Here is a 14,279-nt window from a genome sequence, read left to right on the forward strand (position 1 = left end):
CTGGACAGATCCTTGTGCCGGCGATGCAGCCGGTCACGTGACGGGATAGGCGGGGGCCACTGATGCGATCATTGCGGAACCGAACCACACGAACGAGGCTCGCAGCCCTCGGGACCGTCGCCCTCTTGGCGGCAGCGATGCTGACGGTGGTCATGCCGGCCGCGCCAGCGATGGCGGCGCCAGGGACTCCGGGCACTCCGCAGGCCGGCACCGCGCTGTTCGCGGAAGACTTTCAGAATGCGGCCGCGGCGGCGACGCCGCAACTGCTCACGGCCTACACCGGCGCTTCCGGCATGACCTACACCGCCAACTCTGCGTGGCTGACGTCGTGCAATGGAAACGTGCTGAGCTTCAACTCGCCCGTGTCATCGAAGGGAACCTGCAGCACGACAGCGCTCTCCAACGCTTCGGCTCAGCTCGCCTGGGCGATCGGGAAGTTCCGCAACATGGCGGATCCGGCGACGAACAACGCGGTGAGCGCGTACACGGAGGCTCCCAACCCGGGCGCCGACAAGGTGCAGTTCCAGACGACCAGCAACATCCCGCTGCCGTCGTCGACCGGGCGATTCATCACGTTCAGCGTCGACACCGCTGCGTTCAACTGCGGTGTCTCCGCACCGATGTACCAGTTCTACGCGGTGAACTCGGCCGGCACGGCGACCGCACTCGGCAGCACGGTGAACGCTTGCACATCCCCGACCTCGGTCCCGGTCGCGGCGCATGGGGCGAGCGCGGCGAGGACCGCATCGGTGGGTACGTATTCGTCGAATGGGTCGATCCTGTTCTCCGGCAGCTCGATCGGCATCCGGATGAACAACGCGAACGGGTCGTCGACGGGCAACGACGCCGCCTTCGACAACATGCAGATCATCGATGCGACTCCCCAGCTCGACAAGTCGTTCTCACCGGCACTCGTCGCCACCGGCGGCACGTCGAAGCTGACGTTCACGGTCACGAACACCACGGAGCTGGCCGCGAAGAACGGCTGGAGCTTCACGGACGCTCTTCCGGCCGGGTTGACCGTCGCATCACCGACCACTGCCACGACCAACTGCCCCGCCGGAGTCGTCACGGCCGTCACCGGCGCCACGAGTGTCGGCCTCGCCGGCAACCTGAGCGCCGGCATGGCATCGTGCACGTTCTCGGTGAACGTCACGACGAACACCCCCGGCACGTACACGAACGACGCCACGAACGTCGCCCTCACCGGGCTGAACCCTCCGGGATCGACGAGCGTCGTCTTCGCCACCCCGGGCATCTCGGTCGTGAAGGCTGCCGGCACGCCGGTCGATGTCAACGCGAACGGTCTGACCGACGCCGGTGACACCATCCCCTACACGTTCGCCGTGACGAACACCGGCCCGGTAGCTCTTTCGGGCGTAGCGGTGTCGGATCCCAAAGCCGGTGCGGTGACATGTCCGTCGACCACTCTCGCTGCACAGGCGAGCATGAACTGCACGGCGAGCTACACCATCACGCCGGCCGATCAGACCGCGGGCCAGGTCGTGAACACGGCGACCGCGAGCGGCACTCCGCCCACCGGTCCCGGCGTCACCTCCACGCCGTCGTCGACCACGACACCGGTCCAGACCCCTGCCCCGGCACTGACGGTGCTGAAGTCTGCTTCCCCGTCGGGCGCAGCCGACTTCGTGGTCGGCCAGGAGGTCACCTACACCTTCCTCGTCACGAACACGGGCAACGTCCCACTCGCCGACATCTCCGTCGACGAGACGGCGTTCACCGGCTCGGGGACGGCGCCTGTCGCCGACTGCCCCACCACCCCTCTTGCTCCGAACGCGCAGCTCACCTGCACGGCGACGTACACCCTCACCCAGGCCGACGTGGATGGAGGGTCCGTCTCGAACACGGCGACCGCGACCGGAATCCCGCCGGGAACGTCGACGCCTCCTGTCTCACCGCCGTCGACAGTGGAGGTCCCGTTCGATCCGGCCCCTTCGCTCACCGTCGTCAAGACCGCCGATCAGGATGAGATCACCGCCGCAGGCCAGTCGGTCACGTACTCGTTCCGGGTGACCAATACGGGCAACGTGACCCTCGATGCACTGACGATCAACGAGACGACCTTCAGCGGCACGGGTGCACCGCTCGTCGTCGATTGCCCTTCCACGACCGTCGCGCCCGGAGCAGTCGTCACGTGCACGGCCACGTACACCACCACGCAGGCCGATATCGATGCCGGCGAGCTGTCCAACGCGGCGACGGCGACCGCCACCCCTCCCGACGGACCGCCGGTCGATGCTCCGCCGTCCGACGTGACCATTCCGGTCACGGCCGCACCGAGCATCGCGCTCGTGAAGTCGGCCACTCCTTCGACCGTGACGACCGCCGGGCAGCAGGTGTCGTACTCGTTCCTGGTGACCAACACCGGCAACGTGACGCTGTCCGGAGTGTCGATCACCGAGACGGCGTTCACCGGCACCGGCACGCCGCCGACTGTCACCTGCCCTGCTGAAGCCTCGTCGCTCGCACCGGCCGCTGACGTGACGTGCACCGCCGCCTATGCGGTCACGCAGGCGGACCTCGACGCCGGCTCCGTCACGAACACGGCGACCGCGGCCGGCACGCCCCCGAACGGCCCCGCGTCGCAGTCCACACCGTCGACTGCCATCGTCGGCGTGCAGCAGGTCGCCTCCCTCTCGGTCGTGAAATCCGCCACTCCGGATGAGCCTGCCGCATACACCGTCGGACAGGAGATCACGTACTCCTTCCTCGTCACGAACACGGGCAACCTCACCCTCACCGACGTCGACATCGACGAGACCGCGTTCAACGGATCCGGCACCGCGCCCGTGGCCACATGCCCGGCCGGCGCCGCAGTGCTCACCCCGACGAGCCAGGTGACGTGCACCGCGACGTACACGCTCACCCAGGACGACATCGACCGCGGCACGACCGAGAACACTGCCATCGCCACGGGCGTGCGTCCGACCGGCGAAGACGTGACGTCGACGCCGTCGACGGCGATCGTTCCGGCGCTTCCTGCTCCGGGACTCACCGTCACGAAGACCGCCGACCGGCTGGAGCTGACAGAGGCAGGCGAGCTGATCCGGTACAACTTCCTCGTGGAGAACACCGGCAACGTCACCCTCACCGGCGTCGTTCTGAATGAGACCTCGTTCAGCGGCACCGGTACCGCTCCGATCATCGAATGCCCCGGATCGATGGCCACCCTCGACCCCGGCGAACAGGCCAACTGCATGGCTGTGTACACCGTGACGCAGGCCGACATCGACAGCGGGGCGCTTTCGAACGCCGCCACCGGAACCGGCACGCCGCCGGACGGCCCACCGGTCGATTCCCCGCCGTCGGAGGTCACGGTCCCGGTCACGTCGGCCCCCGCGCTGACGATCGTGAAGTCCGTCACTCCTGACGACGCTGCAACCGCCGGCGCACAGGTCTCCTACACGTTCCTCGTCACCAACAGCGGGAACGTCACGGTGACCGCAGTGTCGATCGCCGAGACGGCCTTCACCGGCAGCGGCGGTTCGCCGACTGTGACCTGTCCCGCTGCGGCCGCCTCGCTCGCTCCCGGCGATGATGTGACCTGCACGGCGGCGTACACGCTGACACAGGCGGACGTCGACGCAGGCTCGGTCGAGAACACCGCCGTCGCGCAAGGCAGCGACCCCGTCGGCACACCCGTCGAATCCGACCCGTCGAGCGCCACCGTGACCGCTGCGGCCGCTCCCGCACTCACCGTCGCGAAGACGGCCGATGTCACCGACATCACCGCCGCGGGCCAGGAGATCACGTACTCGTTCGTCGTGACGAACACCGGCAACGTGACGCTGGCTGATGTCGCGGTCACCGAGACCGAGTTCACCGGCACCGGCACGCTGCCGGTGCCGACGTGTCCGGCGGGCGCTGCGAGTCTCGCTCCGACGGTCCAGGTGACCTGCACCGCGGTGTACACCGTGACGCAGGCCGACATCGACGCCGGAGGCGTGACCAACGCCGCGAGCGCAACCGGCACCCCGCCCGGTGGCGGAACCCCGCCGGTCTCCCCGCCGTCCGAAGTCGAGGTCCCGAGCGTCCCCTCGCCGGCGCTCACCGTCGCGAAGACGGCGGATGTCACCAACATCACCGCCGCGGGCCAGGAGATCACGTACTCGTTCGTCGTGACGAACACCGGCAACGTGACGCTCGCTGACGTCGCCGTCACCGAGACCGAGTTCACCGGCACCGGCACGCTGCCGACGCCCACGTGTCCGGCGGGCGCCGCGAGTCTCGCTCCGACCGCTCAGGTGACCTGCACCACGGTGTACACCGTGACACAGGCCGACATCGACGCCGGAGGCGTGACCAACGCCGCGAGCGCAACCGGCACCCCGCCCGGTGGCGGAACCCCGCCGGTCTCCCCGCCGTCCGAAGTCGAGGTCCCGAGCGTCCCATCGCCCGCACTCACCGTCGCGAAGACGGTGGCTCCGACGACGGTCTCCAGCGCCGGACAGAGCATCACCTATTCCTTCGTCGTGACGAACACCGGCAACGTGACGCTGACCGACGTCGCGGTCGTGGAGGGTGCGTTCAGCGGAACCGGCGCGCTCGGTGCGATCTCCTGCCCTGCGGACGAACTCGCTCCCGAAGACGCGTTCACCTGCACCGCCGCGTATGTGGTGACGCAGGCCGACGTCGACGCCGGTTCGCTCGAGAACACCGCGACCGCGACCGGAACGCCTCCTGGTGACAGCACGCCGATCGACTCCCCGCCCTCGACCGCGCTCGTGCCGATCGTCCCCGCACCGGCACTGACGATCGTGAAGTCCGCGGCGTACGGCGACGACTACCGTGCAGGACAGGTCGTCGACTACTCGTTCGTCGCGACCAACACCGGCAACGTCACGCTCACCGATGTGACGGTGACGGAGACGGAGTTCACCGGATCGGGCACTGCACCGGTGCCGGTCTGCCCCGCTGGTGCGGCAGAGCTCGCCCCCGGAACCCAGGTCATCTGCACGGCCACGTACACGGTCACTCAGGCCGATGTCGACGCGGGCAGCATCTCGAACGCCGCGACGGCGACGGGTGTCCCCCCGGGCGGCGGCACACCGCCGGTCTCCCCGCCGTCCGTCGTCGAGGTCCCTGAGCTTCCCGCCCCTGCTCTCACGGTCGTGAAGACGACGGACACCCAGGCGGTGACCCGCGCCGGACAGGCGATCGACTACCGCTTCACGGTGACCAACACCGGCAACGTGACCCTCAGCACGACCAAGGTCAACGAGGTCTCGTTCTCGGGAGCCGGAGCATTCGGGGCGCCGGTCTGCCCGGCCGGAGCGCTCGTCCCCGGACAGGTGATCGTGTGCACGGCCACCTACACCGTCGTCACCGCCGACCTCACCGGGAAGCCCCTCGTGAACACGGCGACTGCCACGGGAACGCCTCCCGGAGGAGACCCGATCACGTCGGATCCGTCGACGGTGAGGATCACGGACGTCGCCAAGGCGCCGGCCGATGTGCTCCCGTGGACCGGCGCCGAGCTTCCGTGGGGTGCGGGGCTGCTCGCGATCCTGCTGCTCCTCGGCGGCGGTGGGGCTTTGCTCGCTGCAAGGCTTCGATCTCGTGAGACCGCGTAGGAGTCGCTGAGCGGGATGCTTCATCGTCAAAGGCTCCACGCCCTCGCCGTGCTCGGCCTCGGGGCGGTGCTGCTCGCGGGCTGCACCGCCCCGGCACCGGCGCCCACCCCCGACGCGGACGTTTCCGCCGCACCGACCAGCGTCCCCGGCCTGCCTGATGGGGTGGTTCCCGCGACCGACCTGCCGGTGGATGTGCCGAACGACCCCGCCGCGCGCGCAGACGTGCAGCTCGCGGGGTGCGAAGCCACCGCCGACGGTTGGATGGCTTCAGGGGCTGCGACGAATTCGGGAGCTGACCCGGTGGACTACACGATCACCGTCTTCTTCGCCACGGAGACGGCGACGGTCATCGACAGTGCGAGCACGACGCTCACCGTCGCTCCGGGCGACACGGCGGACTGGCAAGCGAGCGCCGATTTCACCGCCCCAGCGGGAACGACGTGCGTTCTGCGCGGCGTGAGCGCAGGAGCGTAAGCGGGGAAGGCGATAGCGTCGCATCACAGCCCGTCGCGCTTTCGGAAGAGGTCTCCCATGCCCGGAATGTCACCCGTCGACGTCAGCGAGCACGACCTCGAGGATCTGCGACGGCGACTACGCGAGACGCGTTGGGCGGAGCCGTGGCCCGTGCAGGGCTGGGATGCAGGCACCGACCAGGACGAGCTCCGCCGACTCGTCGATGTGTGGGTGAACGACTTCGACTGGCGCGCGCAGCAACGGCAGATCGACGCGCTGCCCTGGCGACACGTGGACATCGACGGAACCTCCGTCGCGTATCTCCACTTCGATGCCGAACAGGGAGGGGCCGGCGTCCCCGTGCTGCTCACGAACGGTTGGCCGAGCACAGCTCTCGAACTCGTGGAAGTCGCTCAACGCCTGGCGATGCCGTCGCGTTTCGGCGGCGACCCCGCCCATGCTGCCTCCGTGATCGTGCCTGCGCTTCCGGGGCTGCCCTTCTCGCCGCAACGGCCCCGACTCGGTGTGCAGACCCACGATCTCTGGCACGTCCTGATGACGGAGCATCTCGCCTTTCCCCGCTACCTCGCTCACGGTGGCGATCTGGGAGCCGGGATCACCTCTCGTCTCGCACAGGCGTACCCCCAAGAAGTGGTCGGCATCCATCTGCTGTCCGTAGCTCCTCCGGCACACATCGACGACGAATCGATCACGACCGAAGAGCGGGCCCACGTCGAACGGGTGCAGGAATGGCTCGCCTCCGAAGGTGCATATCAGCACCAGCAGCAGACGCGGCCGCTGACGTTGGCTCCCGCGGTGTCGGACTCTCCCTCCGGATTACTGTCGTGGATCCTGGAGAAGCATCGCTCCTGGAGCGACTGCAACGGTGATGTCTCCTCCCGGTTCAGTGACGACTACCTGCTGACACTGGCATCCGCATACTGGTTCACCAACTCCATCGGTACGTCCTTCCGGGCGTACTACGAGCACGCAGCAGGATTGAGCTCGCTCATCGAACGGGTGCGGGTGCCGACCGCCGTCGCGCTCTTCCCGCGCGACCTCGCATCGCCACCTCGAAGTTGGATAGAGCGCACCTACAACCTCGTGCGCTACACCCGGATGCCACGGGGCGGCCACTTCGCACCGCATGAGGAGCCTGCGTTGCTCGCCGATGACATCGCAGCGTTCGCACGCTCGCTGCGGGAGCCATCGATCACCGGATGACGGAGCGTCACCGCACCCGGATCGCCGACGGCTGGATGGTGACGGTGAACCCCCGCGTCTCCCCCATGTGCTCGCCGTCGATCTGGAAGGCACGGGGTTCGGGGAGCGTGACGTCGATGGTCTTGGCCCGGCCGTAGCCGATGGTCTCGGTGCTCACCGTCTCGTCGCCCTTGGTGAAGAGCTTCTTGAGGCCGTTGTCCCAGAGCATGGTCTTCGCCGTCTCGGCCCACTGCCCGACGCTGTCGGCGCTCACGATCAGGTAGTCGAGCTCGCCGTCGGACGGGTCGGCGTCTGCCAGGAGGGTGATCCCGCCCTGGATGGAGCCGCAGTTGGCGATGAGGAGCGTGTGGCCCTCCTCGTCGGTCGCCGGTTCGTCGTCTCGGGTGATGTGGAAGCTCAGCACATCGGAGTTCGACACCGCCCGGCCGAGGGACTCGACGTAGGCGAGCCAGCCCGCCTTCGCCTTGAGGTCGTCATCGGTCTCCGCGATCATCTGGGCATCGATGCCGAAGCCCACCATCACGACGAAGGCGTGCCGTGCGGTCGTGTCATCGAGGGCGACCTCGACCCAACCGACATCGACGGGCCTGGGCTCGCCTCGGACAGCGCGGGCGAACGCGGCTGGAACATCACCGAGGGGAACGTCGAGGTTCCGCGCGAGGAGGTTCCCTGTCCCGAGCGGAATGATCGCGAGATCCACCTCAGCCGAGTTCTCGGCGAGATGCTCGGCCACCGCGCGCACCGTTCCGTCTCCACCGGCGACGGCGATCAGCTCGACCCCGGCGTCGAGTGCTCGCGCAGCGGCGCCCTGCCCGGGGTCGTCCTCCGTGGTCTCGAACCAGACGGCCTGCCTGGCGGCGCGCCTGCCGACCGACTCGGCCAGGGCCGCTTCGAGCACGCCCTTCTCGGTCTTGGACGGGTTCCAGATGACGGCGATGACTGCGCTCATGGCGAGCCTCCCTTTCGTGGCTGAGCCGGTGCCGCAAGGTCATCACGGCATCCGCGGGAAGGTGAGGGGCAGGCGCTGGGGAGTCCCGCCCCTCACCGGTCTGTTACTTGTTGCTGGACTTGCGGCCGACGATGAGGCCGTAGATGAGCAGGACGACGATCGATCCGCCGATGGCGAGGAGCCAGGTCTGGATCGAGAAGAACTCCTGCAGCGGCGCGTTGAAGATGACGCCGCCGATCCATCCGCCCAGCAGCGCGCCGACGACGCCGAGCAGCAGGGTGATGAACCACCCGCCGCCCTGCTTTCCGGGGAGGATGAGCTTTGCGATCGCCCCGGCGATGAGGCCGAGAAGGAGAAATCCGAAGAATCCCATGGGTGTTTCCGTTCTGTGTATGAGCTCGCCTGAGCTCGTGAGGCCGCGATGAAGCGCGGGTCACCGCCCGACGTCAGGTCAGGACAGGCGCGACTGATCTGCGGCGAGTCGCGCGCGCAGACCGGAGTGGATGGAGATGTAGGTCGGCAGATCACGGCCGGTGAGCGTCGCGAGGTTGGTCACGAGCCTGTCGACGTGCTCGACGACGTCCTTGGGCGAGGTGTTCTGCCGGGGCGTGATGCTGACGTGCATCACGGATTCGCGGCGGATGTCGTTGGCCGAGACATGTGTGGAGAGGATGTCTCCCCTGGCCCCGAGGGAGTTCTTCAGGGCGTCGGAGGCGAACGACTCCTTGACGGTCACTCGACCGAGAGGGTTCTCCTGACCGGCGGAGCGCAGCACGGCGTGCGAGCGGCGACCACCGATCCTGGCAAGAGCGACGATGAGCAGGATCACCAGCAGCACAAGCGCGGCGAGGGTTGCGACGGCGACCCAGGTGAGCGTGGTCGCACCGATGCGGGTGGTCTCCAGAGCCTGGCCGAGCCATCCTTCCGCGGTCCGTGCGGCACCGGTCCACACGTCGGCCGCCTGAGGCCAGACGCCGACCGCGATCACCGCACCGCCGAGTCCGAGCAGCACGATCCCGATGATGAGCAGCAGGAGACGATTCACCGCGCGATTCGTGTTGTTCATCAGTCGAACTCGCTTTCCTTGGGACGGTGGACGCGGACGCGGGTCTTCACGGGGGGAACGAGCCGGTACGTGGCAAGCTCCGCCTCGGCGACGCTGCGCACGCGGGATTGCTCGATCGGCTCGCCACCTGCGGGTCGAACGGTGACATCGACGCTGCGATGCGCGACACCGACGGTGATCTGGTTGCGGGCGAGCCCCGTCTCCGCGCTCAGGTGCTGCGCGAGTGATGCGGCGAGCACGCCGTTGTCGACCAGCACTGCCCGGTCGTTCCAGGTCATCTGGTGCTTGGGCAGGCGCCCGGGGGTGATTGCCAGGATGACGAAGATCAGTCCGATCAGCGCCACGACTACGCCCCCCGTGGCGACGAGCGCCGGCGGTGTGGCGGTGGGGATCCCGACCAGCCACGCGGCAGCGTCGGCGGGACCGAGCAGAAGCGCAGGCTGCGCGAGGAGCGACAGGACGATCTCGACACCGACGTAGACGAGGGCGAGGATCAGCAGGATCACCGCGACGAACATCGCGACGGTCCGCGGAGAGTGGGATTCTCGGCGCACGACTCTCCGCAGTGCGGGGGTGCTCATAAGACTCTCTTTCGCTCGGGGATGACCGCGCCGGTGATCGTGACGTTCACGCGGGTGATGTCTCGCCCCAGAAGGCGGGACAGGCCGTCACGGAGCTCGATCTGCAGGTCGCCGATGCGTTCCAGCACCGGCTTCGTGTTCTCGACCGCCGCGGTGTCCTCCAGGTTCGGGATCGGCAGCGGAGTGCTCGCGCGGACGGCGATGCCGCCACGGAACTCGGCGACGTCGACGGACACATCACCGCGACCCACTCCGACCGTCGTCGCGACCGCTTCGTGAGCAACCTTCCGCAGCACTCGTTCGGCGACGTCGACGCGACCCGCGTAGGGGTGCGCCTCCCCGGCGGCAGCCCCCGAGGGGCCGCCGCCGGCGGGTGCGGTCGCGATCGCCATTACGAGGTGCGCCGACCCGTGAAGGCGTCGGCGAGGCCACGGATGTCGAGCTTGCCCGACACGATCCGACCGATCAGGGCGCCGGCGCCCATGAGCACGGCGACGAGGAGGAATCCCCAGAAGCCGAACACGAGGGCGGAGACGGCGAGGATGGCGCCGCTCAGGGCGCCGACGACGGTCGGGGTCATGAGACTCGCGACTCCTCGTTGTCATCGTTGTCGTCACCGGGCAGGTGCACGTCGTTGACCTCGACGTTGACCTCGACGACCTCCAGGCCGACCAGACGGCTGATCGCTCCGGCCACGGCGGCGCGGACGTTGTTCGCGACATCCTGGATCGGCGCCGGGTACTCGACGACGATCGTGAGGTCGGCAGCGGCCTGGGTGTCGCCCACCTCGACCTTGACGCCCTGCGTCAGGTCGGTGGCGTTGATGGCGTCGCGGATGGCGCCGAACGCGCGGGCTCCGCCGCCGCCGAGAGCGTAGACGCCGGGCACCTCACGGGCGGCGATTCCGGCGACCTTGGCGACGACGCCATCGGCGATCACCGTCTTGCCTGCGGCGTTCTCGTCGCCGGGAAGACGCGACGACGCGAACGAGCGGTCGACACGTCCGGTCGAAGCTGCCGACTTCGGCGCTGCCGGAGCGTCGGTGGCGGCGGTGCTGTTCTTCTGGTCCTCGGTTGCCATGACTGGTCCTATCTGATTCGTGTGGCCGGAAGCACCACTCGTACGAGGCGATCCGGGGAGCGTTACTGGGCTCCATGGATAGGACGTACGAGGGACGGAATTCCTCACGAATCGGTTTGGGAAGCTTCCGAACGCTCTGCGACCAGTGTCGAGCGGTCAGCCGCAGCCGCAGCCGCAGCCGCAGACGCAGCCGTCAGAGCATCGCAGTGAGAACCCCGCCGTCCGCACGCAGCGCCGCCCCATTCGTCGCGGACGCGCGAGGGCTCGCCAGAAATGCGACCAGGTCAGCCACTTCTTCCGGCTCGAGGAAGCGCTCGATCAGAGACGTGGTGTTCTGACCGATGACAGAAGCCTTCATGGCCTCGACCGGAACCACCTGTTCCTCCGCCGCGGCAGTCACCGCCGCCGCGACGCCGTCGGAGTACGTAGGGCCGCCCAACACAGAGTTGACTGTCACGCCTGTACCGCGGGTGCGCTTCGCGAGACCGTTTCCCAGTGCGAGCATCGCCGCCTTGGTCATGCCGTAGTGCACCATGTCGACCGGGACGTTCACGCCGGACTCGCTGCTGATGAAGATCACACGCCCCCATCCTCGTTCGAGCATCCCTCCGAGCAGCTGCCGAGACAGTCGAACGCCGCTCATGACGTTGACCTCGAAGTAGCGCTTCCACTCGTCGTCGGCGATCGAATCGAACTCCGCGAGGCCGAACAGCCCCACGTTGTTGACGAGGATGTCGACCTCACCGATCTCTGCCAGAAGACGCTCCACCTGTTCCGGTTCCGCGAAGTCGGCGACGAGCCCTGACACCTCCGCCTCCGGGTGTTCCTCCTTCAGTCGCGCGACCGCCGCATCGACACGGGCCCGGTCGCGTCCGTTGACCACCACGCTCACGCCTTCTGCGGCGAGCGCGGAGGCGATGGCATAACCGATCCCCTGACTCGAACCACTGACGAACGCCTTCTTACCCCGCAACTGCAGATCCATATCCACTCCCGATTCCCGACACCATCGATGCCTTCTGACTTGCTCAAGCAAGTGACACTACGCCTATTTCAGTTGCTTGGGAAACCCAAACCCGCGGGCGAAACGATGCGGGTGACGTATCCTGATCCCATGACCGCGCAGCCGACCGACTCCCCATTGAGCCCGGAGCAGCTGGAGATCTGGTCATCGATCGCCACCCTGCTCGAGCGTCTTCCCACCGCACTCGACGCCCAACTGCAGGAGGACAGCGCCCTCACGCATTTCGAGCACGGCATCCTCTTCGCCCTCGACTCCGCACCGGATCGACGCCTGCGATTGAGCACCCTCGCCTCATACGCGAGCTGCACACTGTCCCGGCTTTCCCGAGCCGTCTCCAGGCTGGAGTCGAAGGGATGGGTGCGCCGCGAGGTCGACGCGACGGACGGCCGTTTCACCCTCGGGGTCCTGACAGAGGAAGGCCACGCGAAGGTCGCCGAATCCACCCCGGGGCATCACGCCCTGGTGCGACGCCTGATCTTCGACAACCTCACTACCGCGCAGGCTCGACAGCTGGGATCCGCCAGTCGTCGCATCTCCAGCGCGGTGACCCCCGAACCGCTCTGGACTCCCACCCGATAGGCGGCAGCGCTTTCCATTCAAGTGAATCCACCTCGCACTTTCAGGCGTAGGCTGGAGAGAAGGACGGACCGTCCGAGAAGATCTCCCGGCACCGTGCCCGCCCGGAAGTGGAGTCACTCGTGGCTCAGTACGACGTCTCGAACCGCTCGGCGATCGTGACGGGAGCAGGCAGCGGAATCGGACGCTCGACCGCCCTCCTGCTGGCGAAGAACGGCGCATCGGTCGTGGTCAACGACCTGAATGCGGAGCACGCGAACGCGGTCGTCGAAGAGATCCGCGCCGCCGGTGGTACCGCAGAGGCGTCGGTCGGGGATGCGACGGATGCCGCGTGGATCGCCTCTTCGATCGAGCTCGCCAACTCTCTCGCCCCGCTGCGCATCGGCGTCAACAATGCCGGCATCGGCGGCGCCAGTGCTCCGACGGCCGAATACGAGGACGAGGCGTGGGACAAGGTCATCGCGATCAACCTCAACGCGGTGTTCCGCAACATGAAGGCGCAGATCCCCTCGATCCTCGCGAACGGCGGCGGCTCGGTCGTCAACATCGCATCGATTCTCGGCAGCGTCGGCTTCGCCGGTTCCCCCGCCTATGTCACCGCCAAGCACGGCGTGGTCGGCATGACCAAGTCGGCGGCGCTCGAGTACTCCGCGAAGGGCGTGCGCGTGAACTCGGTGGGCCCCGGCTTCATCGACACCCCGTTGCTGGCGAACATGGGCGACGAGGCGAAGGACTTCCTCGTGAGCAAGCACCCGATCGGACGCCTGGGCCAGGCCGACGAGGTCGCGAACCTCATCGTCTTCCTCGCCAGCGACGCCGCGAGCTTCGTCACCGGCAGCTACCACCTGGTCGACGGCGGATACACCGCGCTCTGACGACAAGCTGCACGCATGGCGAAGCGCCGGATGGCCACACGTCATCCGGCGCTTCGCTGTACAACCGGCACCCGGGGAACGGATGCCGCGGGTCACGCTCCTCGACGGGTGGGCGGCAGCGTCCTTCCTCCCGCGTCACGCGTCACTTCCGCGGCGCTCGGCTCCGCCTGTACGCGACGTAGAAGAAGGCGGCGGCCCCGAGAAGGACGCAGAAGGCTCCGACCGACACGAACAGAACTGTGGACGTCGCCACCCCCGACGTGGGGGGATCGGCAGCATCCGTGCGCACACCGGCGTCATCGATCCCGACGATCCGATTCGAGTCGGCGGAGCGGATCAGGGGCGCGCCTCGGTCTTCCCCGTTCGGCGTGGGGAGATAGACGCTGACGATCGTCGTGACCCGGCGCTCCTCTGACGGAATCGTCCCCACGAGGGCGGCTGTCACGAACGTGATGGTCTCACCCGGCCCCACAGAGGCGGGCCAGGTGGCCGTGCCGCCGTCGATGACGCCCTCGGCATCGCTTCCTTCGACAGACGTCACCTCGAGATAGTCGGGAACCGTCACCACCACCGTCGCATCGACGGTGGTGGCGCCGGTGTTTCGCAGCTGGGCCGTGTAGACGAGCTCTTGTGCGGCATCGGCCTCCGTGACGCTGTCGTCGATGTGGATCGAAAGCCCCGACGGCGCGACGGCGGCGCTGTTCGCCACTCCGAGCAAGGAAGCGCCGAGCAGACAGAGGCTGAGGATGACTCGGGTCACGATGCGCATCGGTGTTCTCCTGGTCCTGGCCGTGGTGTTCCACGGCCGCATTCGTTGCATCCGCGCCCTGCGGGCATTGCGATGGGGCAGAGCCTCG

Annotated in this window: 14 protein-coding genes; 5 read left to right on the forward strand and 9 right to left on the reverse strand. The window is 67.8% G+C overall.

Annotated elements, in window-relative coordinates; genetic code table 11:
* Window positions 1-137 precede the first annotated feature (137 nt).
* From ACIQTX_RS19235 to ACIQTX_RS19245, 3 genes are read left to right on the forward strand one after another with little or no spacing between them, the layout of a single operon-like run.
* Window positions 138-5,594 (forward strand): hypothetical protein, encoded by a 5,457-nt coding sequence (locus ACIQTX_RS19235; RefSeq protein WP_402975401.1) that lies wholly within the window; start codon window positions 138-140, stop codon window positions 5,592-5,594.
* Between the two features lie 15 nt (window positions 5,595-5,609).
* Window positions 5,610-6,068: a hypothetical protein gene (locus ACIQTX_RS19240; protein WP_402975404.1), complete on the forward strand. Its 459-nt coding sequence runs from the start codon at window positions 5,610-5,612 to the stop codon at window positions 6,066-6,068.
* 57 nt (window positions 6,069-6,125) lie between these two features.
* Window positions 6,126-7,271, forward strand: a complete 1,146-nt coding sequence (locus ACIQTX_RS19245; RefSeq protein ID WP_402975407.1) for an epoxide hydrolase family protein — start codon at window positions 6,126-6,128, stop codon at window positions 7,269-7,271.
* Between the two features lie 7 nt (window positions 7,272-7,278).
* On the opposite strand, the gene ACIQTX_RS19250 is transcribed toward ACIQTX_RS19245, so the two are convergent.
* The 8 genes from ACIQTX_RS19250 to ACIQTX_RS19285 all read right to left on the reverse strand — a co-directional run bounded on the left by ACIQTX_RS19250 (window position 7,279) and on the right by ACIQTX_RS19285 (window position 11,932).
* Window positions 7,279-8,220 carry a diacylglycerol/lipid kinase family protein gene (locus ACIQTX_RS19250; protein WP_402975410.1) on the reverse strand — a complete coding sequence of 314 codons (942 nt, stop codon included), beginning with the start codon at window positions 8,218-8,220 and terminating at the stop codon, window positions 7,279-7,281.
* A gap of 103 nt (window positions 8,221-8,323) precedes the next feature.
* Entirely contained in the window at window positions 8,324-8,593 is a 270-nt protein-coding gene (locus ACIQTX_RS19255) for a GlsB/YeaQ/YmgE family stress response membrane protein (protein ID WP_105527562.1), read from the reverse strand.
* A 78-nt stretch (window positions 8,594-8,671) separates the two neighbouring features.
* Window positions 8,672-9,286: a hypothetical protein gene (locus ACIQTX_RS19260; protein ID WP_402975413.1), complete on the reverse strand. Its 615-nt coding sequence runs from the start codon at window positions 9,284-9,286 to the stop codon at window positions 8,672-8,674.
* Window positions 9,286-9,867 carry a DNA/RNA endonuclease G gene (locus ACIQTX_RS19265; RefSeq protein WP_402975416.1) on the reverse strand — a complete coding sequence of 194 codons (582 nt, stop codon included), beginning with the start codon at window positions 9,865-9,867 and terminating at the stop codon, window positions 9,286-9,288. Before ACIQTX_RS19265 ends, ACIQTX_RS19260 begins: the two co-directional genes overlap by 1 nt.
* Window positions 9,864-10,259 (reverse strand): hypothetical protein, encoded by a 396-nt coding sequence (locus ACIQTX_RS19270; RefSeq protein WP_402975418.1) that lies wholly within the window; start codon window positions 10,257-10,259, stop codon window positions 9,864-9,866. The genes ACIQTX_RS19265 and ACIQTX_RS19270 overlap by 4 nt, the downstream gene beginning before the upstream one ends.
* A complete protein-coding gene (locus ACIQTX_RS19275) occupies window positions 10,259-10,447 on the reverse strand; it encodes a DUF2273 domain-containing protein (RefSeq protein ID WP_028503923.1) in 189 nt (62 codons plus the stop codon). Before ACIQTX_RS19275 ends, ACIQTX_RS19270 begins: the two co-directional genes overlap by 1 nt.
* The gene (locus ACIQTX_RS19280; protein ID WP_028503924.1) at window positions 10,444-10,947 is read right to left on the reverse strand and encodes an Asp23/Gls24 family envelope stress response protein; all 504 of its coding nucleotides are present in this window, start codon (window positions 10,945-10,947) and stop codon (window positions 10,444-10,446) included. Before ACIQTX_RS19280 ends, ACIQTX_RS19275 begins: the two co-directional genes overlap by 4 nt.
* 193 nt (window positions 10,948-11,140) lie before the next feature.
* Window positions 11,141-11,932 carry an SDR family NAD(P)-dependent oxidoreductase gene (locus tag ACIQTX_RS19285; protein ID WP_402975422.1) on the reverse strand — a complete coding sequence of 264 codons (792 nt, stop codon included), beginning with the start codon at window positions 11,930-11,932 and terminating at the stop codon, window positions 11,141-11,143.
* 129 nt (window positions 11,933-12,061) lie between these two features.
* On the opposite strand from ACIQTX_RS19285, the gene ACIQTX_RS19290 reads away from it, so the two are divergent.
* Together ACIQTX_RS19290 and ACIQTX_RS19295 are read left to right on the forward strand one after the other, a co-directional pair.
* Complete coding sequence (locus ACIQTX_RS19290; RefSeq protein WP_105527606.1) at window positions 12,062-12,550, forward strand: MarR family winged helix-turn-helix transcriptional regulator; 489 nt, start codon at window positions 12,062-12,064, stop codon at window positions 12,548-12,550.
* Window positions 12,551-12,669: 119 nt separating this feature from the next.
* Entirely contained in the window at window positions 12,670-13,422 is a 753-nt protein-coding gene (locus ACIQTX_RS19295) for an SDR family NAD(P)-dependent oxidoreductase (protein ID WP_105527565.1), read from the forward strand.
* Between the two features lie 142 nt (window positions 13,423-13,564).
* On the opposite strand, the gene ACIQTX_RS19300 is transcribed toward ACIQTX_RS19295, so the two are convergent.
* Window positions 13,565-14,191 carry a hypothetical protein gene (locus ACIQTX_RS19300; RefSeq protein WP_402975427.1) on the reverse strand — a complete coding sequence of 209 codons (627 nt, stop codon included), beginning with the start codon at window positions 14,189-14,191 and terminating at the stop codon, window positions 13,565-13,567.
* Window positions 14,192-14,279 lie beyond the last annotated feature (88 nt).

Source organism: Microbacterium sp. NPDC090281 (assembly GCF_044769635.1).
GTDB lineage: Bacteria > Actinomycetota > Actinomycetes > Actinomycetales > Microbacteriaceae > Microbacterium.